At 66.3% G+C, this 24,043-nt stretch carries 21 protein-coding genes; 12 read left to right on the forward strand and 9 right to left on the reverse strand.

Annotated features, from left to right (window positions below; translation table 11 throughout):
• The first annotated feature begins 327 nt into the window (after positions 1-327).
• Positions 328-2,163: a peptidase S1 gene (locus tag KDW55_RS00195; RefSeq protein ID WP_059543979.1), complete on the forward strand. Its 1,836-nt coding sequence runs from the start codon at positions 328-330 to the stop codon at positions 2,161-2,163.
• Positions 2,164-2,362: 199 nt separating this feature from the next.
• Here the strand turns inward: KDW55_RS00195 and KDW55_RS00200 are convergent, their stop codons facing one another.
• The 5 genes from KDW55_RS00200 to KDW55_RS00220 form a co-directional block, all read right to left on the reverse strand.
• Positions 2,363-3,151, reverse strand: a complete 789-nt coding sequence (locus KDW55_RS00200; RefSeq protein WP_212149393.1) for a sulfite exporter TauE/SafE family protein — start codon at positions 3,149-3,151, stop codon at positions 2,363-2,365.
• 294 nt (positions 3,152-3,445) lie between these two features.
• On the reverse strand, positions 3,446-4,885 hold the full coding sequence (locus KDW55_RS00205) for a DHA2 family efflux MFS transporter permease subunit (protein ID WP_059543977.1): 1,440 nt from the start codon (positions 4,883-4,885) through the stop codon (positions 3,446-3,448).
• A 121-nt stretch (positions 4,886-5,006) separates the two neighbouring features.
• Complete coding sequence (locus KDW55_RS00210; RefSeq protein ID WP_069241017.1) at positions 5,007-5,741, reverse strand: DsbA family oxidoreductase; 735 nt, start codon at positions 5,739-5,741, stop codon at positions 5,007-5,009.
• A 165-nt stretch (positions 5,742-5,906) separates the two neighbouring features.
• Positions 5,907-6,698, reverse strand: coding sequence for a PAS domain-containing protein (locus KDW55_RS00215; protein WP_059543974.1), 792 nt, complete (start codon positions 6,696-6,698; stop codon positions 5,907-5,909).
• The gene (locus tag KDW55_RS00220; RefSeq protein ID WP_069241018.1) at positions 6,695-7,657 is read right to left on the reverse strand and encodes an ornithine cyclodeaminase family protein; all 963 of its coding nucleotides are present in this window, start codon (positions 7,655-7,657) and stop codon (positions 6,695-6,697) included. The genes KDW55_RS00215 and KDW55_RS00220 overlap by 4 nt, the downstream gene beginning before the upstream one ends.
• 372 nt (positions 7,658-8,029) lie before the next feature.
• Between KDW55_RS00220 and KDW55_RS00225 the strand changes: the two genes are divergently transcribed.
• The 11 genes from KDW55_RS00225 to groL all read left to right on the forward strand — a co-directional run bounded on the left by KDW55_RS00225 (position 8,030) and on the right by groL (position 19,077).
• A complete protein-coding gene (locus KDW55_RS00225) occupies positions 8,030-8,809 on the forward strand; it encodes an ABC transporter substrate-binding protein (protein ID WP_040143535.1) in 780 nt (259 codons plus the stop codon).
• A gap of 78 nt (positions 8,810-8,887) precedes the next feature.
• On the forward strand, positions 8,888-10,132 hold the full coding sequence (locus tag KDW55_RS00230; protein ID WP_040143536.1) for an FAD-binding oxidoreductase: 1,245 nt from the start codon (positions 8,888-8,890) through the stop codon (positions 10,130-10,132).
• A gap of 483 nt (positions 10,133-10,615) precedes the next feature.
• Positions 10,616-13,054 (forward strand): hypothetical protein, encoded by a 2,439-nt coding sequence (locus KDW55_RS00235; RefSeq protein ID WP_212197789.1) that lies wholly within the window; start codon positions 10,616-10,618, stop codon positions 13,052-13,054.
• Between the two features lie 324 nt (positions 13,055-13,378).
• Positions 13,379-13,738: a hypothetical protein gene (locus KDW55_RS00240; RefSeq protein WP_040143537.1), complete on the forward strand. Its 360-nt coding sequence runs from the start codon at positions 13,379-13,381 to the stop codon at positions 13,736-13,738.
• Positions 13,739-13,789: 51 nt separating this feature from the next.
• Entirely contained in the window at positions 13,790-14,305 is a 516-nt protein-coding gene (locus KDW55_RS00245) for a sigma-70 family RNA polymerase sigma factor (RefSeq protein ID WP_069241020.1), read from the forward strand.
• Positions 14,302-15,090 carry an anti-sigma factor gene (locus KDW55_RS00250; protein WP_040143539.1) on the forward strand — a complete coding sequence of 263 codons (789 nt, stop codon included), beginning with the start codon at positions 14,302-14,304 and terminating at the stop codon, positions 15,088-15,090. Before KDW55_RS00245 ends, KDW55_RS00250 begins: the two co-directional genes overlap by 4 nt.
• Positions 15,091-15,125: 35 nt before the next feature.
• Positions 15,126-15,539 carry a quinol oxidase gene (locus tag KDW55_RS00255; RefSeq protein ID WP_069241022.1) on the forward strand — a complete coding sequence of 138 codons (414 nt, stop codon included), beginning with the start codon at positions 15,126-15,128 and terminating at the stop codon, positions 15,537-15,539.
• Complete coding sequence (locus tag KDW55_RS00260; RefSeq protein WP_212159791.1) at positions 15,536-16,168, forward strand: DUF1571 domain-containing protein; 633 nt, start codon at positions 15,536-15,538, stop codon at positions 16,166-16,168. The genes KDW55_RS00255 and KDW55_RS00260 overlap by 4 nt, the downstream gene beginning before the upstream one ends.
• A gap of 44 nt (positions 16,169-16,212) precedes the next feature.
• Positions 16,213-16,722 carry an SRPBCC family protein gene (locus KDW55_RS00265; RefSeq protein ID WP_040143542.1) on the forward strand — a complete coding sequence of 170 codons (510 nt, stop codon included), beginning with the start codon at positions 16,213-16,215 and terminating at the stop codon, positions 16,720-16,722.
• Positions 16,723-17,096: 374 nt separating this feature from the next.
• Positions 17,097-17,390, forward strand: a complete 294-nt coding sequence (groES, locus tag KDW55_RS00270) for a co-chaperone GroES (RefSeq protein WP_004186661.1) — start codon at positions 17,097-17,099, stop codon at positions 17,388-17,390.
• A gap of 46 nt (positions 17,391-17,436) precedes the next feature.
• Positions 17,437-19,077, forward strand: a complete 1,641-nt coding sequence (gene groL / locus KDW55_RS00275; RefSeq protein WP_040143543.1) for a chaperonin GroEL — start codon at positions 17,437-17,439, stop codon at positions 19,075-19,077.
• Between the two features lie 147 nt (positions 19,078-19,224).
• Here groL and KDW55_RS00280 read toward each other — a convergent pair whose 3' ends face one another.
• Genes KDW55_RS00280 through KDW55_RS00295 form a run of 4 tightly spaced genes read right to left on the reverse strand, consistent with a single transcriptional unit; the run spans position 19,225 to position 23,603 of the window.
• The gene (locus KDW55_RS00280; protein ID WP_212159792.1) at positions 19,225-21,081 is read right to left on the reverse strand and encodes a hypothetical protein; all 1,857 of its coding nucleotides are present in this window, start codon (positions 21,079-21,081) and stop codon (positions 19,225-19,227) included.
• Positions 21,082-21,088: 7 nt separating this feature from the next.
• Positions 21,089-21,967: a hypothetical protein gene (locus KDW55_RS00285; RefSeq protein WP_212159793.1), complete on the reverse strand. Its 879-nt coding sequence runs from the start codon at positions 21,965-21,967 to the stop codon at positions 21,089-21,091.
• Positions 21,964-22,611: a class I SAM-dependent methyltransferase gene (locus KDW55_RS00290; protein ID WP_040143545.1), complete on the reverse strand. Its 648-nt coding sequence runs from the start codon at positions 22,609-22,611 to the stop codon at positions 21,964-21,966. The genes KDW55_RS00285 and KDW55_RS00290 overlap by 4 nt, the downstream gene beginning before the upstream one ends.
• Complete coding sequence (locus tag KDW55_RS00295; protein ID WP_040143546.1) at positions 22,608-23,603, reverse strand: glycosyltransferase family 2 protein; 996 nt, start codon at positions 23,601-23,603, stop codon at positions 22,608-22,610. Before KDW55_RS00295 ends, KDW55_RS00290 begins: the two co-directional genes overlap by 4 nt.
• Positions 23,604-24,043: the final 440 nt, after the last annotated feature.

The raw sequence follows: 24,043 nt of genomic DNA on the forward strand, positions 1-24,043 counted from the left end.
TCTCGTCGAGGGGAATCGTTCGTCTTCCGAAAGTGAAGACGCCTTGACCGGCGGGCTTTGCTGGGCGAGCTGTTGCCCGCAATTCCGTCGATTCAGGTCAGGCGCCGTTGTTCGCTCAACCGGGCATTATCGAATTGTCGTTCGCGGTGGCATTGATTCCAGCGCGCAGTCGCGAAATACGGGTGGGGTAAATCATGCCGGTCGGTATTTGCCGGGCCGGTAAAAAACTCGGTGTGCATCGCAAAACGAATGCATTCCGGTGCGGAGCGTCGGCGCAAACGATCCTTTGCGGCCGGCGGTATTTATCGTTCTGTTCGAGAGGCAATAATGACGACACTGAAGTCCTTGAAAGACGGTTTCGCGCTATTTGGAACGACACTGAGCGTGCCGCTCGCCGCAGCCGCGGCCGCGGCGCTGCTCGTCACCGGTTGCGGCGGCGACGACGGCTCGGGCCCGACCGCCGCCACCGCGGCGGCCGCGACGGCGTCGAACGGCAGCACGTCGGCCAGCGCCGACGCCACTGCCGCAGCCCCTGCGGACCAGCCGTACGTCGACACCGACGTCTACGGCACCGGCCCGGACGATGCGGTCACCGATTCGACCGAAGGCGCTGCGGTCGTGCACCGCCAGGTCACGATCGGCGGCAAGACCGTCAAGTACACGGCCACGACCGGCCACCTGACCACCATCGACCCGATCACGTCGGCGCCGAACGCGAAAATGTTCTACGTCGCGTACACGCAGGACAATCCGGATCCGTCGAAGCCGCGCCCGGTCACGTTCTTCTACAACGGCGGCCCCGGCTCGTCGTCCGTCTATCTTCTGCTCGGCTCGTACGGGCCGAAGCGCTTGCAGTCGTCGTTCCCGAACTTCACGCCGCCGGCCCCGTACAAGCTGCTCGACAACCCCGACAGCCTGCTCGACCGTACCGACCTCGTGTTCATCAATCCGGTCGGCACCGGTTATTCGGCGGCGATCGCCCCGGCGAAGAACAAGGATTTCTGGGGCACCGACCAGGATGCGCGCTCGATCGACCGCTTCATTCAGCGCTACCTGACCAAGTACTCGCGCTGGAATTCGCCGAAGTTCCTGTATGGCGAGTCGTACGGCACGGCGCGCAGCGCGGTCGTGTCGTGGGTGCTGCACGAGGACGGCATCGACCTGAACGGGATCACGCTGCAGTCGTCGATCCTCGATTATGCGAACGCGCTGTCCGCGCCGGGCACGTTCCCGACGCTCGCCGCCGACGCGTTCTACTGGAAGAAGACGACGCTGAACCCGGCGCCGACCGATCTCGACGCGTACATGGTCCAGGCGCGCAACTACGCGGACAACACGCTCGCGCCGCTCGCGCAGAAGCCGAATCCGCAGGACGGCGGCTTCGTGAACGTCCGGCTGAACCTGAACCTGCAGACCGCGCAGCAGATGGGTTCGTACATCGGCACGGACCCGACGTCGCTGATCCAGACCTTCGGCAACCCGGCCGCACTCGGCAACGTGCCGTCGTCGGACGACAACCCGCCGTACACGTTCTTCCTGACGCTCGTGCCCGGCACGCAGATCGGCCAGTACGACGGGCGAGCGAACTTCACGGGCAAGGGGATCGCGCCGTACATCCTGCCGAACTCCGGCAGCAACGATCCGTCGATCACGAATGTCGGCGGCGCGTACACGGTGCTGTGGAACAGCTACATCAACACCGACCTCAAGTACACGTCGACGTCGTCGTTCGTGGACCTGAACGACCAGGTCTTCAACAACTGGGACTTCAGCCACACGGACCCGACCGGCGCGAACAAGGGCGGCGGCAATACGCTGTACACGGCGGGCGACCTCGCGGCGACGATGAGCGTGAACCCGGACCTGAAGGTGCTGTCGGCGAACGGGTATTTCGATGCGGTCACGCCGTTCCACCAGACCGAGCTGACGCTCGCGCAGATGCCGCTCGATCCGACGCTCAAGGCGCAGAACCTGACGATCAAGAACTATCCGTCGGGCCACATGATCTACCTGAACGACGCGTCGCGGACCGCGTTGAAGGGCGATCTCGCCAGCTTCTATGACGGCATCCTCGCGAACCGTACCGCGCTGCAGCGCGTGCTGAAGCTGCAGGCGCGCACGCTGCAGATGAAGCAGCAGCAGCTGAAGCAGCAGGGGCAGTAAGCGTCGCGCCGCGGCTCGTGCGGCCCGGCTTCGCACCGGGCGCGCGGGTTCGCGGTGCGACGGATGGACGACAGCCCGCCCGGCGTGAGCCGGGCGGGCTGTTTTTTCGGGCGAATGGTCGCGCGCCGGGCGCGCGAGCCGTTGCCGTGGAGGATCGCTATGCGCGCAGCGGCGGGTTCCGCGCGCCGCGTCGCCGCGCCTAAGCGAGCACGAGCCGCACGCCGACCGCGACCAGCGTCGCCGCGAGCAGGTTGCGCAGCAGCCGCTCCGGCGCACGCGCCGACAGCAGGCTGCCGATCACGATGCCGGGCAGCGAGCCGAGCAGCAGCGACAGCAGCATCGACCAGTCCACCGAGCCGAGCAGCCAGTGGCCCATGCCGGCGACGAGGGTAAGCGGCACCGCGTGCGCGATGTCGGAGCCGACGATGCGGGTGGTCGCGAGCGCCGGATAAAGCAGAAGCAGCACCGTGACGCCGATCGCACCGGCGCCGACCGACGTCATCGACACGAGCACGCCGAGGGCGGCGCCCGTCAGCACGGTCGACCACAGCGTGCGCGCGGGGCTCGGCACGAGCGGGTTGCGCGCGGCGAATGCGGTCAGTTGCGGACGGAAGATCAGCGCGAGCGACGTGAGGAGCAGCGCGACGCCGAGCACCAGCTGGATCATCCGCGCGGTGCCCGGCGAATTCATCCCGTGCGTGTGCAGCAGCCACAGCGTCACGGCCGCGGCCGGCACGCTGCCGGCCGCGAGCCGGCCGGTGATGCGCCAGTCGATCGACCCCTTCAGCCCGTGCACGAGCGTGCCGGTGGCTTTGGTCGCGGCCGCGTACAGCAGGTCGGTGCCGACCGCCGTCGCGGGGTGCACGCCGAACAGCAGCACGAGGATCGGCGTCATCAACGAACCGCCGCCGACGCCCGTCAGGCCGACGAGAACGCCGACGAACAGGCCGGACAGCGAGTACAGCAGATCGATATGGGGAAGCGACATCGGAAGCAGGCAGTTATGCGGCGTTCGGCGGCGCGCGCCCGCGGCGCGCGCATCAAAGTCCGCCATTGTCGCAAAAGTGGCGCTTCGGCGTACGACTACGTTAAAAATCGGCGCGGACGGCCCGCCTGACCGCGTCGCCGACCGTGACGGCCGGTGAAACGGGCGTTTGAACGTGCGCCGCGGCGTGGGGCGCCGACGCCGGGCTGCGTTCGGTCCGTGCGTTGCCGCCACCGGTTCGAGAACCGGTGCAACGAAACAGGGCGGTGCGCGCCCGCGGCGCAGGCCGGATGGCTGTCAGTGCATCGCGCGACCGACGTCCGACACCGCGTCCTGGCGGCGGATGCGCAGAGCGAGTCCGAGCAGCCCCGCCGCGGCCGCGAATGCCGCGCCGACCGCAAACGCCGCGTGATAGCCGCCGTTCAGCGCGTCGAGCGGCGCCGCCTGGGCTGCCGCGAGCGCGTCGGTGCGCGCCGCAGCGAGGCTCGCGAGCACCGCGAGGCCGAGCGCGCCGCCCATCATGAACGCGGTGTTGACGATGCCCGACGCAAGCCCCGAATCGGCCGGATCGACGTCGCTCATCGCCGCGAGCAGCACCGGATTGAACGCGACGCCCGCGCCGATCCCGAGCAGCGTCATGCCCGGCAGCACGTGCCAAACGAAGCTGCCGTCCGCGGGCGCGCGCGAGAACAGCGCGAGGCCGCACGCGGCGATCAGCAGGCCCGCCGCGATCGGGCCGCGAATCCCGAAGCGCATCACGATCCGCGCGGACAGCCCGAGCGAGAACGCGGCCATGATCAGGTTCGCCGGCAGGAACGCGAGCCCGACCTGCAGCGGCCCATAGCCGAGCACGCGCTGCATGTACAGCGCAGACAGGAAGAACCACGCGAACATCGCGGCGGCCCACAGCACGCCGATCACGTTCGCGAGCGCGACGTTGCGCGCACCGAACAGCGTGAGCGGCATCAGCGGATGGGCGACGCGCGCCTCGATCGCGATGAACAGCGCGAGCAGCGCGGCGGCCGCGCCGATCAATGCTACGGTCTGCGTCGACAGCCAGCCGGCCTCGTTGCCGCCGACGATCGCGTAGACGGCGAGCATCAGCGACGCGGTTACGGTCGCCGCGCCGACGACGTCGAGCCGTGCGGCGCCGACAGGCGCGCGCATGCGCGGCAGCAGCGCAACGCACATTGCATAGACCGCGATGCCGATCGGCAGGTTGACGAGAAAGATCCAGTGCCACGACAGCGAGCTGGTCAGCAGCCCGCCAAGCAGCACGCCGATGCTCCCGCCGCCTGCGCAGACGAAGCCGTAGACGCCCATCGCGCGCGCCCGTTCGCCGGGTTCGGTGAACAGGTTCATGATGAGCGACAGCGACACGGCCGACACGATTGCGCCGCCGAAGCCCTGCACCGCGCGCGCCGCGATCAGCATCGTCTGCGATTGCGCGAGACCGCAGGCGAGCGACGCGAGCGTGAATACGACGAGCCCCGCGAGGAACATGCGCCGCTGGCCATACAGGTCGCCGAGCCGGCCGCCGAGCAGCAGGCAGCCGCCGAACGTCAGCAGGTACGCGTTGACGACCCAGACCAGCGCGGTTTCGGTGAAATGGAGGTCGGTGCTGATCGACGGCAGCGCGACGTTCACGATCGTGCTGTCGAGCACGATCATCAGCACGCCGAGGCAGAGGACGATCAGCGCGTACCAGCGCTTCTCGCCGTGAATTCCGTGGGTCATGGGGCAGCCCTCTCTCCGATTGTTATTTGAGAGGCTGCATTGTAGACGTCGCCCGCGCACGCTTCCTGCCGGTTTGTGGCAGCAGCGGCGCGTAGCGGCGGCGCGGCTCGCGCGCCCGGCGTTATCCGCGCGCCGGCAGTTCGCAGCCGTCGGGCCCGCACGCGGCTGCATCGTCGCCCGCGAGTTCGACGATCGCGCCGTCGCGCCACGCCTGCTCGAGCGCCTGCGTGAACACGTCGGCCTGCTGCGCGCCGGACACCGCATAGCGGCCGCCGAACACGAACAGCGGCACGCCGCGTCCGCCGATCTGCGCGGCGCGCGCGATGTCGGCTTCGACTTCGTCGCGGTACGCGTCGCTGCGCAGCACGGCTTCGGCGGCCGAGCGCTCGAGCCCGGCTTCCGCCGCGAAGTCGAGCAACGAGGCATGATCGAACAGCGACCCGTGCTCGCAGAAATACGCGCGATAGAGGCGCTCGGTCAGCGCATGCGCGCGGCCGGTCGCTTCCGCGAGTTTCACGAGGCGGTGAGCATCGAGTGTGTCGCCGACGAGCGTGCCGGGCAGGTCGTAGCGCAGCCCGACGCTCGCGGCCGCGTCCGTCACCTGCCGGAGCATCTGGTCGACTTGCGCGGCCGACATCCGGTACTTGTCCGCGAGCATTGCCTCGACCGGTTCGACCGGCTGGCCAGGCATCAGCCGGTACGCGCGCAGCGCGACGTCGACGTGCTGCGCGTGTGCGAACGCGGCGAGCGCATCGTCGAAGCGGCGTTTGCCGATCCAGCACCACGGGCAGATCAGGTCGGACCAGATCTCGACGGTCAGGGTCTGGCGGGTAGCGGGGGCGGGGTGCGTCGTCATGGGCGGTACGGCAGCGAAAAAGTGTAACCGAGACTATAGCATTTTGTGCTCCGACACATCGCGGCGGTCGGCTGGACGACGCGCAAAGGGGCGACCGGCAACGTAATACCGAAACATGGGCGCCGATACCCGATACCGGCAGCCAGCGACGGCTGCACGCGCCGGTTACGCGTCGCCCTGCGTTTCCTTCAGGTGCTTCAGGTGCTTGTAGACGGTCGCGCGCCCCATCCCGAGCACGTTCGCGACGTAGTTTGCAGCGCTCTTGCCGCGGAATGCGCCTTCCGCATACAGCGCCTCGACGAGCTCGCGCCGATGTTCGCGCGTGAGGCCGTTCAGGCCTACCTGCCGTTCGCGCAGCCAGCCGTGCAGGAACGTGTTGATGCGCTCCTGCCAGTCGTCGCGGAACAATTCGTCCGGTTGCGCGACGATTCCCGCGCCCTTGATGAACACGTCGAGCGTCGCGCGCACGTCGTCGAACACCGCGATATTGAAGTTGATGCACATCATCCCGGCCGGACGGCCGTCGTCGTCGAACAACACGTTGCTCACGCAGCGCATCCGTCGGCCGTCCCAGTTCAGCTTCTCGTACGGGCCGATCACGCGCTCGCGCGCCGAATGGTCGATTTCCTCGAGCGCCGAGTCGTCGCCGATCTCGCGCTTCGACAGGTTGTTCGCAAGGTACAGCACCGTCTGGTCGTGCAGGTCGTGGATCACGACTTCCGCATACGGGAAGAACAGCGCCGCGATGCCATCGGCGATCGGTGCGTAGCGGGTGAGCAGCAGGTCTTTGACGGGGGATTGCTTCTTGCGCATCGGAATCGCCATCTCGGGTGAGCGGGGGCCGGGCGGCGCGTCTGCGCGGCGCATGGGCGTACCGGCGATCGGCTCGCTCGTGCGCCCGCGCGCTGCCGCGGCGGTTGCGTCATTGTATCGGCCCCGCATGCGTGCGCCGCTCATGCGCGCGTCAGATGTTCGTACAGCGCGTGCGCGATCGCGATGTCCTCGAGTCCGAGACCGATCGAGCGGAACAACGCATGGCGCGTGCGCGACGGCGCCGGACATGTGCCGGTGACGAGCGCTGGCAAATCGCCGACGATCCGCTCGGGCGTCCAGCCGTGCTCGGCCGCCGCGATCAGCATTTCGCCCGCGCTCGAGGGCGTCGTGTGCCGGTAGTCGCAGTACACGTCCATGTCGGGGAGCCACGCGGGCGGAATCTCGTGTGCCCGCGCGACGTTGGTGCTGATCGACGTGACGAGCGCGGGGCGGGTGAGCATGCCGTCCGCGAGCACCGGCGTGCCCGACGACGTGCACAGCATCACGACGTCCGCATCGCGCACGCATGCTTCGACGCTTGCGGCGGCACGCGCGCGCGGATCGAGCCGTGCCAGTGTCGCCACCAGCGCCGGGTCGCCGGCGAGCGCAGGCGAATGCACGCTGATCGATGCCCAGTCGCGCAATGGCGCGGCGTGGCGCAGATGCGCAAGGCCGACCGCGCCGGTGCCGATCACGGCGAGCCGGCGGGCGTCGCGCGGTGCGAGGCAGTCGACCGCGAGCGCCGTCGTGCCGGCCGTGCGCTCGACCGTCAGCAGCCCGGCGTCGCACCACATCAGAGGCTGGCCGGTGCGCATCGACATCAGCGCCGTCCATGCGGTAACGATGGGTTTGGCGCCCGTCACGACGTACGGCGACAGTTTCGCGCCGAATACCTGCTCGTCGGCGAGCGCGCCGAGGTACGTGATGAAATCGCCGGCCTGGTCGGGGAACGGCGTCAGCGTCTGCGGCGGCTGGACCGCACGGGCCGACGCGAGCGACGCGAACATGCGGCGCAGCGTGCCGAGCACGTCGAGCGACGGGAGTGCCGCGCGCACCGCGGCTTCGTCGACGGTCAACGGCGGGGTCGGGGCGAGTTGCGTCATGGATGTCTCCGTTCGGGCTGGACCGCGCAGTCTCGAAAGCGCGTGTCTAGCGATGTTCGTGATGGAATAAAAGTCTAATATAGACAGAAAGAAGTGGGGAAATTTTTCTCTTGCGGACGCTCATGTACCATTGTTGGCGGAGAAAATCTCAACGAATCATGGGGTTGTAGCGCATTCCGCCACTTTTGCCGCGAAATGTCCGAGACGGGATTATCGTATCCCCTATAGTCCATAGTAGACTAACAGTCTATATTCTGGCGGTGGACCGGCGCGTCGCCCTGCGTCAGCCGCGCAGTCCGGCACGACCGCATCCCGATCCGGCGCCGAGCGACCGGTCTTCATCGCCTCAATCAGGAATCGAAGGAATTCGTCATGAACTGGAAGCTTTCCCTCTGCGCCGTTGCGGCGCTTGCGTGCGCGGCCGTTACGGCCCACGCGGAACAGGCCACGTTGCGCTTCGGGATCGAAGCCGCATACCCGCCGTTCGAGAGCAAGACGCCGGCCGGCCAGCTGCAGGGTTTCGACGTCGACGTCGGCAACGCCGTATGCGCGAAGCTGAACATGAAATGCGTGTGGGTCGAAAACGCGTTCGACGGGTTGATCCCGGCACTGCAGGCGCGCAAGTTCGACGCGATCAACTCGGCGATGAACATCACGGCGAAGCGCAAGCAGAGCATCGATTTCACGCCGCCGATCTACGTGGTGCCGATCGTGATGGTCGCGCATCGCGGTTCGCCGCTTCGGCCCGATGCCGCGAGCTTGCGCGGCAAGCACGTCGGCGTGCTGCAGGGTTCGTCGCAGGAGGATTTCCTGAAGGCGCACTGGGCGAATGCGGGCGTGAACGTCGTGTCCTATCAGGATCAGGACCAGATCTATGCCGACCTCGTCGCGGGGCGTCTCGACGCAGCCGTTCAGGAGGCGCAGACCGCGCAGGAGGGTTTCCTCGACAAGCCGGCCGGCCGCGACTATCAGATCGTCGGCGAGCCGCTGAAGGATCCGGCGACGCTCGGCGAAGGCACCGGCTTCGGGCTGCGCAAGGGCGACAAGGCGCTGCAGGCGAAGATCGTCGGCGCGCTCGACGCGCTGAAGAAGGACGGCACGCTAAGCGCGCTGTCGCAGAAGTACTTCAAGCGCGACATCGTCGCGAAGTAAGCGGTTCCCGCGCCGGCCGCGACGCCGGCGCGTATTGCTGCCCATCGTGCAGCGAATCTCGACGCGGTACGGAAAAGCATGGATTTCGACGTCATCGTTCTGGGGGCCGGCATCGTCGGCGTGTCGTCGGCGCTGCATCTGCAGGATCGCGGGCTGCGCGTCGCGCTCGTCGACCGGCGAGCGCCCGGCGAGGAAACGAGCCACGGCAATGCGGGGCTGATTGAGCGCTCGTCGGTCGTGCCGTATGCGTTTCCGCGCCGGCTCGGCACGCTGCTGCGCTATGCGCGCAACCGCTCGGTCGATCTCTACTGGGACTACAAGGCGCTGCCTGCATATGCGGGCTGGCTTGCGCGCTTTTGGCGCGAATCGTCGCCGCAGCGGCTCGCGGCCGCCGCACGCGACATGCTGCCGCTCGTCGCGGCGAGCGTCGTCGAGCATGACGCGCTGCTCGCGCGCACCGACGCGCAGCCGCTCGTGCACGACGGCGGGTGGATCGAGGCGTTTCGTTCTCCCGAGCTGTTCGACGCGGAAGCGCGCGCGCAGCGGCAGGTGGCGGACGCGCACGGGTTGCGGATGAGCGTGCTCGACGCGCGCGCGTTGCGCGAGCGCGAGCCCGGCATCGGCGCCGCATTCTGCGGCGCATTCCATTGGCAGGATCCGAAGACGGTGTCGAGCCCCGGTGGGCTGACGAAGGCGTACGCGCGGCTGTTCGAGCGCGACGGCGGCACGTTCGTGCGCGGCGACGCGACGACGCTCGCGCAGGTGCGCGACGGCTGGCAGGTCGATACGGAGCACGGCTCGATCTCGGCAGGCGCGGCGGTAGTCGCACTCGGCCCCTGGTCCGATCACGTGTTCGCGCCTCTCGGCTACCGGATTCCGCTGCGCGCGAAGCGCGGTTATCACATGCACTACCAGCCGACCCGCGCGCCGCTGAACGTGCCCGTGTGCGATACCGAAGCGGGTTTCGTCGTCGCGCCGATGGACGGCGGCCGCCTGCGGCTCACGACCGGCGTCGAGATCGCATTGCGCGGCGCGCCGCCGACAGGCGTGCAGCTCGCGCGAGCCGAGCCGCTCGCGCGCGACGCGTTCGGCATCGGCGAGCGGCTCGATGCGCAGCCATGGCTGGGGATGAGGCCGTGCACGCCCGACATGCGGCCGGTGATCGGGCCGGCGCCGCGTCATCGCGGCTTGTGGTTCGCGTTCGGCCATTGCCACCACGGTCTCACGCTCGGGCCCGCGACCGGACGCCTGCTTGCCGAGATGATGACGGGCGCGCCGACCTATATCGATCCGCGCCCATACCGGCCCGCGCGTTTCGGTTAAGCGCGTCGCGGCACGACGGCCGCCGCGTGTGCGGCCGTCACAGTTTTTCATTCTGCTGTCCGCGTGATCAGTTGAGCCGCACGGCCGTAATTGTCTGCATAATTCGCCGACGGAAAGAAATCTCGGAATAAGAAAATCGGAAAGAACACGATTTATCAATGCATTTTCATGGAAATGAAATGCAAAACGGGCATGTCGCTCGGCGATCCCATGGCATTCTGTCGCCCCAGCTGTTCCGACGTTCGATCGATGTACCGGAACACGTTACTCCGGGGCTCGCAAACGTTACGTTACATCCGCGCTCGCGGATGCTTTTTCGTCAGATGATTTGACGCGCCGGGGGAATTCATTTACCCGGGAAGCCATATAAAACCGTTATTGGCTTGCAATAAGCCAACGAATGAACGCGGTTTATCCCGGTGGCACACTTCATGCAATCCGTCCCCATGCTTTTCAACGTAGTGCCAACGGAGACGGGTGAAGATGCGAAAAAATCTTAAATTGACGGGTGTGGCGCTGTCGGTCGCGACGGTATTCGGGGTACTGGCTTCGGGTTCGGCGACCGCGGGAACGCTCGATGGGTTGCCGATTCCACAAGTGATCGTGAATCCGTCGGGGAACGGCGTATCGGTGGGGCTGGCTGCCACTGGCACGTCGCCGCTGGGGACAATCACCGTCGCGGCCGGCGGTTCGGGCGCGATTCAGACGTCGTTCGGTAATCCGGCGGAGGCGGTGTCCGGCGCGGTGAATGCGCTGACGGGTGCGCTCGGCGCCGGTGGCGGCGCGGTCACGCCGCTCGCACCGGTTCAAGGTGTGGTCAATCAAGTGACCGGTGCGCTAGGCGGCGGCAATCCGGCGGGTGCATTGACCGGTGCGCTGGGTACGGTGACGGGCGCGTTGGGCAACGTCGGTGGCGGCGCGAATCCGCTCGCGCCGGTTCAAGGTGTGATCAATCAGGTGACCGGTGCGCTAGGCGGCGGCAATCCGGCGGGTGCGCTGACCGGTGCGCTGGGTACGGTGACGGGCGCGTTGGGCAACGTCGGTGGCGGCACGAATCCGCTCGCGCCGGTTCAAGGTGTGATCAGTCAGGTGACCGGTACGCTTGGCGGCGGCAATCCGGCGGGTGCGCTGACCGGTGCGCTGGGTACGGTGACGGGCGCGTTGGGCAACGTCGGTGGCGGCGCGAATCCGCTCGCACCGGTTCAAGGTGTGGTCAATCAAGTGACCGGTGCGCTAGGCGGCGGCAATCCCGCAGGTGCATTGACCGGTGCTCTCGGTACGGTAACGGGCGCGCTGGGCAACGTCGGTGGCGGGACGAATCCGCTCGCGCCGGTTCAAGGTGTGGTCAATCAAGTGGCCGGTACGCTAGGCGGCGGCAATCCGGCGGGTGCGCTGACCGGTGCGCTGGGTACGGTAACGGGCGCGCTGGGCAACGTCGGTGGCGGCGCGAATCCGCTCGCGCCGGTTCAAGGTGTGATCAATCAGGTGACCGGTACGCTTGGGGGCGGCAATCCGGCGGGTGCGTTGACCGGTGCGCTGGGTACGGTGACAGGCGCGCTGGGCAACGTCGGTGGCGGCGCGAATCCGCTCGCGCCGGTTCAAGGTGTGGCCAATCAAGTGACCGGTGCGCTAGGCGGCGGCAATCCGGCAGGTGCGTTGACCGGTGCGCTGGGTACGGTGACAGGCGCGCTGGGCAATGTCGGCGGCACCAACCCGCTGGCGCCGATCCAGAGCGTCGTCGATCAGGTCACCGGCACGCTGGGCAGCGGCAATCCGGCCGGCGCGCTGAGCAACGCGGTCAACACGATCACGGGGACGCTCGGCAACGGCGGTGGTGCGTCGGGCGCGCTGGCCCCGGTGCAGGGTGCGATCACGCAACTTGCTGGCTCACTCGGCAATGACAATCCCGCCGGTGCGCTGTCGAACGCCGTGAACTCGGTGACGGGCGCACTCGGCAACCTCGGCGGCACGAACCCGCTGGCGCCGGTGCAAGGCGTCGTGAACCAGGTTGTCGGCACGTTGTCGGGTGCAGGCGGCAGCAGCCCGATCACGCCGATCACCAACCTCGTCAGCGGCCTGCAGAACGCGCTGCCGACCGGCGGCAACGCGGCCGGTGCACTGTCGAACGCCGTGAACTCGGTGACGGGCGCACTCGGCAGCCTTGGCGGCACGAACCCGCTGGCGCCGGTGCAGGGCGTCGTGAATCAGGTGGTCGGTACGCTCGGCGGCAGCAATCCGGCCGGCGCACTGAGTAGCGCGGTGAACTCGGTGACGGGCGCACTCGGCAATCTCGGCGGCACGAACCCGCTGGCGCCGGTGCAAGGCGTCGTGAACCAGGTGGTCGGCACGCTCGGCTTCGGCAACCCGGCCGGCGCACTGAGCGGTGCGGTGAACTCCCTGACGGGCGCACTCGGCAACCTCGGCGGCACCAGCCCGCTGGCGCCGGTGCAAGGCGTCGTGAATCAGGTCGTCGGTACGTTGTCGGGCGCAGGCGGCAGCAGCCCGATCGCGCCGATCACGAACCTCGTCGGCGGTCTGACCGGCGGCAGCAATCCGGCCGGCGCATTGACCGGCGCGCTCGGCTCGGTGACGGGCGCGCTCGGCAGCGGTCCTGCGGCGCTCGGGCAGGCGGCCGGTGCGCTGTCGGGCGCGGCAGGTTCGACGGCGGCGGCGGGCGGCGGCCTGCTCGGCTCCGGCGCGAGTGCGGCGGGCAGCACGGCCGGCGCGGTCGGCTCGCTGGTTTCGACGACCGGCAACGCGTCGGCGACGGTGGTCAACGCCGTCGGCACGACACTGGGCACTGCTCTCGGGTCCGCGCCTGGTCTGTCGGTCACGCCGCATTCGGGCAGCGGATCGGCAAACAACCCGCTCGCACCGGTGTCGACGCTGCTGCAAGCGGTGACGGGCGCACTGCCGAAGTAACCGGCCGGCGCGTGCGGGATCGGTGCATCGCCTCCCGCGCGCGGCAGGTCGCACGGCGCGGCATGACAGCAATGTCATGCCGCGTTTTCGTTTCTGACGCGCAATTTCATTTGGCCGAGGAATGGCCGGTTTGCCGGCCGCCGGCCTCCCGCGCAGGCGCAACAGCCGCAACATCGCCCGCATGGAATAACCGGCCGGCCCGTCCGTTTACATACCGAGTCGCGGCGCAACCGCACGGCGGGATAATGACCATGACGAAGTCCGCGGTCCCGTCGGGCGTCGCCGCGCCTGGTGCCGTGCGATGCCACGCAAAGGAGAACGGGAATGAAGACGATGCTATTGGCCGTCGCGCTGACCACGGCGATCGCGCGGCCCGCTGCCGCGGAACCGCCGCAGGCCGCGGACGGGAAGCTGGTCGACGAAGACCACATGACGCTGTACGTGTTCGATCACGACGCGCCGGGCAAAAGCACGTGCAGCGGCACGTGCGCGGCGAACTGGCCGCCGGCGCTTGCGGACGGATACGACAAGGCGTCCGGTGCGCTGAGCATCGTCGCCCGCGACGACGGCAAGAAGCAATGGGCGTATCGCGGCCGCCCGCTGTATCGCTGGAAGATGGACCGCAAAGCGGGGGACGCAAGCGGCGACGGAGTCGGCGGCATGTGGCACGTCGCGCGTCCCTGATCGACGGAATGACTGACGGACCGACGGCGCGGCGACGCGCGAGGCATCCGGATGAGCTACGAATCGGATCTGCTGGTGTGGCTGCCGCATCTCACGCGGTATGCGCGCGCGCTGACGGGCGACCGCGCGTGGGCGGACGATCTCGTGCAGGACACGCTCGAGCGCGCGCTGAACCGGCCGCCCCGCGATGGCGGCAATCTGCGCGCGTGGCTGCTGACGCTGCTTCGCCACCGTTTCATCGATCAGTTGCGCGCACGGCACGAGATCGCGGTCGACGACGCGACCGCGCCGTGGCAGACGATGGCCGCGCCGGCCGACGCGATGGGCGGCCTGATGTTGCGTGACGTGCAGCGCGCGCTGTACCGGCTGCCCGTCGAGCAGCGCGAGGTGCTGCTGCTGATCGCACTCGAGGAGCTGAGCTATCGCGATGCCGCACAGGTGTTGGGTGTGCCGATCGGGACGGTAATGTCGCGGCTGTCGCGTGCGCGGGAACAGATGCGCACGCTGCTGTCGGGCGAGCCTTCGGCGCACGGTACGGCCGCATTACGGGTGGTCGGGAAGACATGATGGACGATCCGCACAAGCCTTCGAACGACCGGGACGACGGCGCAGATGCGTCGGCCCAGCTGCTGTCGGCGCTGCTTGACGGCGAGCTGTCCGCGGACGAGCGGCGCGAGGTGCTCGCGCGGCTGCAGTCCGCTCCGCGGGAAGCCGAACGATACGAGCATTACCGGGCGCAACGCGACGCGCTGCGCGCGCTGTTTCCGCTGCCGGCGGCGGCGCCGGCACTGTTCGTGCAGCGGCGCGCGCCGCGCCGGCGTGTGGTCGCGTACGCGTTTGCGGGGCTGGCTGCCGGCGTTGTGCTCGGCATCGCGCTGCATGCAGGCTGGGCGGTGTTCGGCGTCGAACCCGCGTTCGCGGCGCGCGCGGATGTCGCGTACGCGGTGTACGCGGCCGATCGCGATCATCCGGTCGAAATCGACGCGCGCGATCCGGTGCGTCTGGCCGGATGGCTGTCCGCGCGTCTGGGCCGGCCAGTGCACGCACCGTCGCTCGACGAATACGGTTATGCGCTCATCGGCGGCCGGTTGCTGCCTGGCGACGCCGGCCCCGCCGCGCAACTGATGTACCAGCGCGCGGACGGCGCCCGCGTGACGCTGTACATGACGGCCTACGACGCGCGGCACCTCGCGCCACAGGCGATGTCGGCCGACGGCCGTCATACATATTTCTGGTCCGATCGCGGCATGGGATTTGCGCTGTCAGGGCGCGGCGACGAACGGCGTCTGCGGGAGCTCGCGATCGACGCTTGCGGCGCGCTCGGCGGGTCGACCGACGCATGGAAGGGCTGATGCCCGCGATATCGGCCGGGAGCAGGGGACAGGTCATGAATGCGAAGGCGGCGATGGTAACGATGGCGCTGGCGGCAGGCGCCGGGTTCGCGCGGGCGGACGGCGATGCGCCGGTGCGCGTGCCGCTCGACGCCGACGGCGTCCAGCGGGTGACTATCGTCGGCGGCAGCTACTTCTTTCGACCGAACCACGTGATCGTCCGCGCGCATGCGCCGGTCGAGCTGACCGTATCGGCCGAGCCGGGCGTCGTGCCGCACAGTTTCGAGATCGACGCGCCGCAGGCCGGCATCGCAGTGCATACCGAACTGGCGACGACGCCGCGCACGTTCCGCTTCACGCCGACCGCGCCCGGCCGCTTCGCCTACTATTGCACGCATCGGCTTCTGTTCTTGCGCAGCCATCGCGAGCGCGGAATGGAGGGCGTGCTCGACGTCGAGGCGGCGCCATGATCGCTGCATTGGTGGCCGCGAGCCTGATAGGAGCAAGCATGACAGCCGACCCGGTGACCGTTGCGCAGGCCCGTTTCGACCAGCTGCACTCGTACCGCGCGACGATCCGCTCGTCCGCGCGAAGCGGCGAGCACACCGAATTTCACTATGCGTACCAGAAGCCCGGTTTGGTCCGGATGGACTTCGTGTCGCCGCATCGCGGCGCTGTGCTCGCGTACGATCCCGACGATGGCAAAGTGCGGCTGCGTCCGTTTGGCGAGCATGCGCCGCCCGCGCTGACGCTGTCGCCGTCGAACCCGCTCGTGCGCGACCGCAGCGGCCATCGTGTGGACCGGTCGGACGTCGGCGCGCTGCTGCGCAACGTGCATGCGCTGCAGGAGGGCGGCGCGACGGTGACGGAAGGGGAGGAATCCATCGGCGGCCGAACCGCGCTGCGCGTGTCGGTGACGGGCGCGCCGGCGCACGTCGTCGACGGCGTGCATCGCTATCGGCTATGGCTGGACGCCGAGGACGGTTTTCCGCTGAAAGTCGTCAGCTTCGCGGACGGCGACGTCGAGCCGCTCGAGACGGTGACGCTCGACGACGTCGAGATCAACGTCGCGTTTCCTGCCCGCTTCTTCTCCCCCTGATCGCGCGGCCGATCCCCCGAATTCCGATTCCTGCCGGAGGTGGCATGGCGAAGTACCGGTTTTCGACGACGTGGCGCGTGGACGCGCCGCTCGCCGCGGTCTGGGACGCGATCTATCAGGTCGACCGCTGGCCCGAATGGTGGAAGAGCGCCGTGCGGACCGTCGAGATCGAGTCCGGCGATGCGCGCGGCATCGGCGCGCTGCAGCGGTACACATGGAAGGGCGCGCTGCCGTACCGGCTCACCTTCGACATGCGCGTGCTGCGCGTCGAGCGGCCGCACGTGCTCGAAGGCCGCGCGAGCGGCGCGATCGAGGGCGACGGCCGCTGGTCGTTCACCGGCGACGGGACGTGCACCGTCGTGCGCTACGACTGGCACATCCGCACGTGCGAGCGCTGGATGAACTGGCTGGAGCCGGTGGCGCGCCCACTGTTCGTGTGGAACCACGGCGTCGTGATGCGCGAGGGCGCGAAGGGTCTCGCGCGGCTGCTCGGTGCGACGGTCGAGACCGACGGCCGAAGGTTCGAGCCGGTCGCCGGCTGCCCCGACACGTGACGATCGGCCGGCGGAGCGATGCGTTCGCCGGCGCCCTGGCAGCCGTTTTTGCGCGGAGCCGGACGGTCGCGGCAATCCGGTTCCAACCCCGTGCGGAATGAGGGCGAGGTCGGGGAAATCCCGTAGCGTCGCCGCTGCCGGAGTGCCCGGTCGACGCCTATCTTGTTGTTTATAAATCGATTTTTTAGATATTTTCCCGCGTTTTCGGCGCTGCCTGCCGGCTGAAAAAACCTCCGGCTCCCCTTCTTGAATTTGTCAAAACCCGTCCATATAATTAGCACTCGCTGCACGAGAGTGCTAACAATTCTCTGCCGGGCGACATGCCGGGCAGATTCCCTAAGCGTTCTTCAATCTCAGTCAAGAGAGGAGTGAATATGAACCTTCGTCCTTTGCACGATCGCGTGATCGTCAAGCGCCTGGATCAGGAAACCAAGACCGCCTCGGGCATCGTGATCCCCGACGCAGCTGCTGAGAAGCCGGATCAAGGCGAAGTCCTGGCCATCGGCCCGGGCAAGCGCGACGACAAGGGCGCCCCGATCGCGCTCGACGTGAAGGTCGGCGATCGCGTGCTGTTCGGCAAGTACGCTGGCCAGACCGTCAAGGTCGACGGCCAGGAGCTGCTGGTCATGCGCGAAGAAGACATCATGGCCGTGGTCAACGCGAAGTAAGCGTCCACAGACGGTACATATTCCCAAGAATTCAAGGAGTTAGAAGATGGCAGCTAAAGACGTCGTATTCGGCGATTCCGCCCGTTCGAAGATGGTCGAAGGCGTGAACATTCTGGCCAACGCGGTCAAGGTCACGCTGGGTCCGAAGGGCCGCAACGTCGTGCTCGAGCGCAGCTTCGGCGGCCCGACGGTGACCAAGGACGGTGTTTCGGTCGCGAAGGAAATCGAGCTGAAGGACAAGCTCCAGAACATGGGCGCGCAAATGGTCAAGGAAGTGGCTTCCAAGACCAGCGACAACGCAGGCGACGGCACGACGACGGCAACCGTCCTCGCGCAATCGATCGTTCGCGAAGGCATGAAGTACGTCGCATCGGGCATGAACCCGATGGACCTGAAGCGCGGCATCGACAAGGCAGTCGCAGCGGCTGTCGAAGAGCTGAAGAAGATCAGCAAGCCGTGCACGACGAACAAGGAAATCGCCCAGGTTGGCGCGATCTCGGCGAACAGCGATTCGTCGATCGGCGATCGCATCGCTGAAGCGATGGACAAGGTCGGCAAGGAAGGCGTGATCACCGTCGAAGACGGCAAGTCGCTCGCCGACGAACTCGACGTCGTCGAAGGCATGCAGTTCGACCGCGGCTACCTGTCGCCGTACTTCATCAACAACCCGGACAAGCAAGTTGCCGTTCTCGAGAACCCGTTCGTGCTGCTGCACGACAAGAAGGTCTCGAACATCCGTGACCTGCTGCCGGTGCTCGAGCAAGTGGCAAAGGCTGGCCGTCCGCTGCTGATCATCGCTGAAGACGTCGAAGGCGAAGCGCTCGCAACGCTGGTCGTCAACAACATCCGCGGCATCCTGAAGACCGTTGCGGTCAAGGCGCCGGGCTTCGGCGATCGTCGCAAGGCAATGCTGGAAGACATCGCAATCCTGACCGGCGGCCAGGTCATCGCGGAAGAAACGGGCCTCACGCTCGAGAAGGCAACGCTGGCAGAACTGGGCCAGGCGAAGCGCATCGAAGTGGGCAAGGAAAACACGACGATCATCGACGGCGCTGGCGAAGCGACCAACATCGAAGCGCGCGTCAAGCAGATCCGCACGCAGATCGAAGAAGCAACGTCGGACTACGACCGCGAAAAGCTGCAGGAACGCGTGGCGAAGCTGGCCGGCGGCGTGGCAGTGATCAAGGTCGGCGCTGCGACCGAAGTCGAAATGAAGGAAAAGAAGGCACGCGTCGAAGACGCGCTGCACGCAACCCGCGCTGCCGTTGAAGAAGGCATCGTCCCGGGCGGCGGCGTTGCGCTGATCCGCGCTCGCACCGCGATCGCAGGCCTGACCGGCGTGAACGCCGATCAAAACGCCGGCATCAAGATCGTGCTGCGCGCGATGGAAGAGCCGCTGCGCCAGATCGTCACGAACGGTGGCGAAGAAGCGAGCGTCGTGGTGGCGGCAGTTGCTGCAGGCAAGGGCAACTACGGCTACAACGCAGCGACGGGCGAGTACGTCGACATGGTCGAAGCCGGCGTCGTCGACCCGACCAAGGTCACGCGCACCGCACTGCAGAACGCAGCTTCGGTCGCAGGCCTGCTGCTGACGACGGACGCTGCTGTCGCAGAACTGCCGAAGGAAGACGCTCCGATGCCGGGCGGCATGCCGGGCGGCATGGGCGGCATGGGCATGGACATGTAATCGACTTCGGTCGATCGTGTGTCCGGAGCGCGCAGCGATGCGCGTTCCTGCCAAAAAAAGACCCGCAGCGATGCGGGTCTTTTTTTGCGTACTGATGTCAATGCCGAATGAAAAGCCTTGGCGCAGATCGTCGATGGATCCGCTGTGCTATTCGCGCAGCATGATCAATGCGTAGTAGGGTCGCGTTTTCACGACAAAGCGGGGATTGGCCGAGAACGCATCCACTGCTGTAGCGTAGTGCGCGCGAGCGCGGTCCAATTCTGCAGGCGATGGCGGCCAAATGTGGGCGTTCCATAGCAGGTTCACGTAGCTGATGACCACGGCATGCGCACTGCGGTCCGTAAGCACGCGGTCGATGTTGCCTGCAAGCGTCGTGGTATCGGATGAAAACAGCGTCGAGACCGACGGTGGCCAGTGCGCTTGTGCGAACGCGACGTTTTTGTCGCCGCCGATGTTGTAGGTGTGCGTACCGGACGTTGCAGCCAGATAGGCGGCCAGAAAGTCGTTCCCCTGCGGAATAAACGCAGTAATGCCTTGCTTTGGCGCGTCCTCCCTGAAGTCGGCGACGATCGATCGGTCGAGCATCTCGAACTGGTCACGGAAGCGCAGCGGCTCATGCAGACGCATCTGACGCACGTAATCGTGCGATTCGGAATACGCGAGACCGGAAGCCGGATGCGGCAGGTTCGATACCAGCATCAAACCGAGCAGCGACCACGCAATGCCGTGCTTGTCGCGACGAGACAGCTCACCGATCAGCAGGACAAACAGAGCCCAGAACGCGAAGGCGGTCAGTGCGATCCATCGGTACGACGCGCGCATGTTTTTGAAGCCTGGCACGTGAGTCGACAGATAGGCCGATCCGGTCGGCCCGATTGCGTATTCGGCAGGCATCGTCGCTTGGAAATTGCCGGCAGCGCGATCGGCATCGGGCCGTACGGAATCGATTTTCAACGACGGGCCGAGGGCGAGGTATGTCGCGAACGCGCCAAGCACTAGCAGCGAGACGCCGCGGGCGCGCGCCCTCGTCAGGGCGAATCCGGCCATGCCCGCAATTGCGACTGGCGCGACGAACGTTGTGAACCACACGGATGCGTCGCCGAAGTAGGCGGCGTCGCTTCTGGGCGTACTGATGCGCAGCGTATCCCATATCCACAGGAGCCCTTGCGTGGGCCGTACGAGCATGGTCACATCCACGCCATAGCCGCGAAACACGGACAATGGGTCGGTATGGAAGCTTTGCGTGTCGATGTATCGTCGGTAAAGCGCGAACGCGATCCCGAAGCCGACGGCATAAATCGGCAGGCCGGCGGCAAGCTGACGTACCCGGCGACTATCTGACTGCGCGATCCAGCCCGCATACTGGACAGTTGCGCCCACAGCGAACATTACGAACGTATACCCGTCGGTGAAGACTGCCAGACATGCGGCGATCGCGAATGCCATCCCCGATCTCGCGATCGTCCGCCAGTCTTGCGAAGCGAGCGCATCGCACAGTCGGTGTGTCGTCCACAGGTAAAGTGGTAACAGCGCTATCCCGGCAGACAACATCGAATATCCCGCGTGTGCCCATACGACCGGCAGGGTCGCCCACACCACGCCAAGCGGCAGCGCATATCGTGCCGAAGCGCCTTGTGCCAATGCATAGCGTTTCGCGCCCCACAGTGCGAGCGCCAGAAATAGCAGCATGGTAGCGCTGTACGCGTCGGCGGCATTCAGCGGCGTCGCGGCCAGCACTGCACTCTCGACGAGCGCGCCGGACAGGCCGAACGCGATCGGTGCGGGGGCAGGAAGACCGAAATTGTGGGCGAAAATCGACGGCCAGCCGCTGTTGGCGAAAGACTGAGCGAATGACGAAACCCACAATGCTTGACCTAGCGTCGGAAGGGCGACGAAGGGCACGGCTCCGTAGACGACCGCGACCACCGTCAGCGCTCCCGCGAACGGCAGCGCTTTGCGCAAGATGTGAATGAATGGAAGCGAGTTCCGTTGAGTGTTGCGCATGTCTGAATCACTGCTGGTGTTTGGTGGCGAGCGTCGCGCCGACAAAGAAAATCAGATCGCCCGCCACGGTCACCGTGCGGCCGAGGACGATCGTGGTAATGAGATCTGCTTGCCCGACGATCCCGTGCATCAGCCAGTACAGGACGGCTTCGCGTACGCCGACACCCGCCGGCGCCCCGGGAGTCACAAGCCCGGCGAGCCACGCCACCACGTAAGCGCCGCACACGGGCAACCAGAAACCGGCGCGAAGCGCGTCGACCGTTGCGGATGTGGACGCGATGGCGAGCAGGGCGCAGAAGATCAGCCCGGCGGCAACCAGAAACAGGGCGTGCAGTGACACGGCACGCGCGACCTGTCGGGACCACATCGTTCCCAGTGCCCAAACAGCAATGGCAAGCAATCCCGCGAACGCGGCCGCGGCCGTCGTAGTGCCGATTGCCGCCCATTTGAGCGGAGCCGCCAACAACGCGAAGGGCAGTGCGGTCGATGCGATGACGGCAAGTTCCCAGCCGATTGACTTGGCGACCGGCCATGCAGGCAGGCCGGCAGCAATGCTGATCGCCTGGCGACCGGCAAGATGAAAAATGTTTCCAGGCGTGTATTTGGCAAGTTGCGACACGCCATACGTCCGAATGGCCCACGTACGTGACGACTCGACGGCGTGGTGGGCGAGCAGGTGCCGCCACGCGAGCGCGAGCAGCACACCGCACGCACCGTAGCCTGCGCTAAGCAATCCCACGGCGCTCCATGTCAACGCGGAGAACGTGTCGATTGAAAGCTGCCGGCTGTATTCGACAAGCTTCATGCCGACGAAGATCATGCCGAGCGCACCCAGTGTGCTGCCGGCCAGATGCACGCAGCGCCGTTCCCGTTGGCCGAATTTCACGCGTTTGCAGCGTTGCGAGGGCGGCAAAGCAGCATCGTCCACGGCAACGGCGTGCGCACGCTCAGGATCTCGAAGCGTGTGGAGATGAATGCAAGGAATGTACGGGTTGACCAACGCTGAACGTGGCCCGGCGTATTCCCCATGGCTGACAGATACTTGCCGCGGGCGAGGTTCATTGCGCTCCAGATCGGCTCGCGCGGCACACTGAACACCACGTGGCGTGCGCCCAGCGCCTCGATGTTGCGCAACGCGACTTCCGGCTGGTGGAGATGCTCCAGCACTTCGCAGCAAACGACGAGGTCGGCTTGCACTTCCCGGGGGCGCATCTCATAGACGTCGCGCCGCGAGAAACACGCCGGATCGATTCCGGACGCGATCGCATTCTCTTGTGCGATCTCGATGACCTGGCCGGAGAAATCACTACCGGTGGCGTGAAGACCCTGCTGTTGCCACCGTAGAACCCAATACCCCTCGCCGCAGCCAATTTCGTGAATGGATGACGGTGCCGCCCGGGCCACGAAGTCGGTCAGGGCTTCGTCGAAACCTCGCATGAGACGTCGTACGATGGGGTTGCGTGAGCCGTACTTGTCGTAATGGTTGCCGACGACGATGCCGTTTTCGGCCATGCCCTGCGCGATCTTCATCGGACGACCTCGAGCGCGTGTGCCGCATCATTGTCGAGCCGCTGTGGGCTCGCACGGTCAGTTTGCATCTGTTTGACCATGAAGCGCACATCCTCGAGCAACTTGCGGTTGGTCGACAACAGGTCCGCAATGATGGCGATCAACAGGGTCTGAAAGCCGGCGCCCACGAGTATCGACGCGAGAATCAGGGATTGGACGTGTCCGGCACCGTGACCGGTCGCCCAGAAATAGACAAAGCGGAGTCCGATTGCCGCGCCTGCGCCGAGCAGGATCGTGCCCAGCGTGCCGAAAAAAGCGGCGGGCCGGTAGATCACGAAAATCCGCAGGATGGTGTGGGCAGAGCGCATCACGTACGAACCGATGCTCTTTACCAGTCGCGACGGTCGCAGGAATCCATTGACCCTGATTGGTACCGATACGATCGACATGTCGCGTTGGCCGGCCTGGATGATGGTCTCGAGGGTGTACGTGTAATTGCTGAAGACCGTTATTCTCTGTGCGGCATGGCGACTATAGGCACGAAAGCCGCTTGTCGTGTCGGGAATGTCGGTACGGCTTACGGTACGCACTACCCAACTGCCGATTTTCTGCAGCGCTTTTTTGATTGTGGAGAAATGGGCGATTTCATCGATCGGCCGCGCACCGACGACGATATCGGCATCACCGGCATAAATAGGGCGCACTAGCGCAGGAATATCCGCGGCGTTGTATTGATTATCGGCGTCGGTATTGACGATGACGTCCGCGCCGCGCTGCAGACAGGCTTCCAGTCCGGTCATGAATGCGCGCGCAAGACCGCGGTTATGCGGATGTCGGATGAGGTGATCGACGCCCGCGGCGCGTGCGACTTCCAGGGTCCCGTCGCTGCTACCGTCGTCGACAACGAGCCATTCGACCCTGTCAAATCCGGGGAGTCGGCGCGGTAGGGCCGCCAGTGCAATCGGTAATGTGGCGGCTTCGTTGAAGCACGGGATTTGAATGATTAATTTCATCGCCTGCCAGTGAGGGATTCGCGCGTATGTTGATGGCGTACAAATATCTAAATGGCCATATCGAATTCGGCGAACATCGCTGGAATATAGAACAAATCGAAACGGGCAAAATTACAGAAAATTACATTCAGGCTGCGATTGCCGGAGTTGCGTACGCAGCGCGCGGGCGCAAGCTCATGGATTGGTGGCGACATGCTGGTTTCGTGATTGTCCGGCCCGGTAGTCCGCGCCAGTGGGCTGGCGGACAGAGACTCCGCGCGCGGTACCTTACAGTCAAACGCCCGGAAAAGCCAGCGGAACAGGCAGGTGCAACGCATGGCGCCGGGATCGAACGGCAATTGACAGCGGGCGGCTGCGGGAGCCGGTCAAGGCCGCGATCGCCGGGGACATCGGCGGCATGCCGCACGCGCGATCGCGAGCGAGCGGGCGCGAAGGGGCAC

This window comes from Burkholderia sp. AU19243 (genome assembly GCF_018148075.1).
Lineage (GTDB): Bacteria > Pseudomonadota > Gammaproteobacteria > Burkholderiales > Burkholderiaceae > Burkholderia > Burkholderia latens_A.

What these genes read in the sequence shown, in the direction of transcription:
- KDW55_RS00195 (WP_059543979.1), top strand. Translation starts at nt 328, where the DNA reads ATGACGACACTGAAGTCCTTGAAAGACGGTTTCGCGCTATTTGGAACG.
- KDW55_RS00200 (WP_212149393.1), bottom strand. Translation starts at nt 3,151, where the DNA reads ATGTCGCTTCCCCATATCGATCTGCTGTACTCGCTGTCCGGCCTGTTC.
- KDW55_RS00205 (WP_059543977.1), bottom strand. Translation starts at nt 4,885, where the DNA reads ATGACCCACGGAATTCACGGCGAGAAGCGCTGGTACGCGCTGATCGTC.
- KDW55_RS00210 (WP_069241017.1), bottom strand. Translation starts at nt 5,741, where the DNA reads ATGACGACGCACCCCGCCCCCGCTACCCGCCAGACCCTGACCGTCGAG.
- KDW55_RS00215 (WP_059543974.1), bottom strand. Translation starts at nt 6,698, where the DNA reads ATGAGCGGCGCACGCATGCGGGGCCGATACAATGACGCAACCGCCGCG.
- KDW55_RS00220 (WP_069241018.1), bottom strand. Translation starts at nt 7,657, where the DNA reads ATGACGCAACTCGCCCCGACCCCGCCGTTGACCGTCGACGAAGCCGCG.
- KDW55_RS00225 (WP_040143535.1), top strand. Translation starts at nt 8,030, where the DNA reads ATGAACTGGAAGCTTTCCCTCTGCGCCGTTGCGGCGCTTGCGTGCGCG.
- KDW55_RS00230 (WP_040143536.1), top strand. Translation starts at nt 8,888, where the DNA reads ATGGATTTCGACGTCATCGTTCTGGGGGCCGGCATCGTCGGCGTGTCG.
- KDW55_RS00235 (WP_212197789.1), top strand. Translation starts at nt 10,616, where the DNA reads ATGCGAAAAAATCTTAAATTGACGGGTGTGGCGCTGTCGGTCGCGACG.
- KDW55_RS00240 (WP_040143537.1), top strand. Translation starts at nt 13,379, where the DNA reads ATGAAGACGATGCTATTGGCCGTCGCGCTGACCACGGCGATCGCGCGG.
- KDW55_RS00245 (WP_069241020.1), top strand. Translation starts at nt 13,790, where the DNA reads ATGAGCTACGAATCGGATCTGCTGGTGTGGCTGCCGCATCTCACGCGG.
- KDW55_RS00250 (WP_040143539.1), top strand. Translation starts at nt 14,302, where the DNA reads ATGATGGACGATCCGCACAAGCCTTCGAACGACCGGGACGACGGCGCA.
- KDW55_RS00255 (WP_069241022.1), top strand. Translation starts at nt 15,126, where the DNA reads ATGAATGCGAAGGCGGCGATGGTAACGATGGCGCTGGCGGCAGGCGCC.
- KDW55_RS00260 (WP_212159791.1), top strand. Translation starts at nt 15,536, where the DNA reads ATGATCGCTGCATTGGTGGCCGCGAGCCTGATAGGAGCAAGCATGACA.
- KDW55_RS00265 (WP_040143542.1), top strand. Translation starts at nt 16,213, where the DNA reads ATGGCGAAGTACCGGTTTTCGACGACGTGGCGCGTGGACGCGCCGCTC.
- groES (WP_004186661.1), top strand. Translation starts at nt 17,097, where the DNA reads ATGAACCTTCGTCCTTTGCACGATCGCGTGATCGTCAAGCGCCTGGAT.
- groL (WP_040143543.1), top strand. Translation starts at nt 17,437, where the DNA reads ATGGCAGCTAAAGACGTCGTATTCGGCGATTCCGCCCGTTCGAAGATG.
- KDW55_RS00280 (WP_212159792.1), bottom strand. Translation starts at nt 21,081, where the DNA reads ATGCGCAACACTCAACGGAACTCGCTTCCATTCATTCACATCTTGCGC.
- KDW55_RS00290 (WP_040143545.1), bottom strand. Translation starts at nt 22,611, where the DNA reads ATGAAGATCGCGCAGGGCATGGCCGAAAACGGCATCGTCGTCGGCAAC.
- KDW55_RS00295 (WP_040143546.1), bottom strand. Translation starts at nt 23,603, where the DNA reads ATGAAATTAATCATTCAAATCCCGTGCTTCAACGAAGCCGCCACATTA.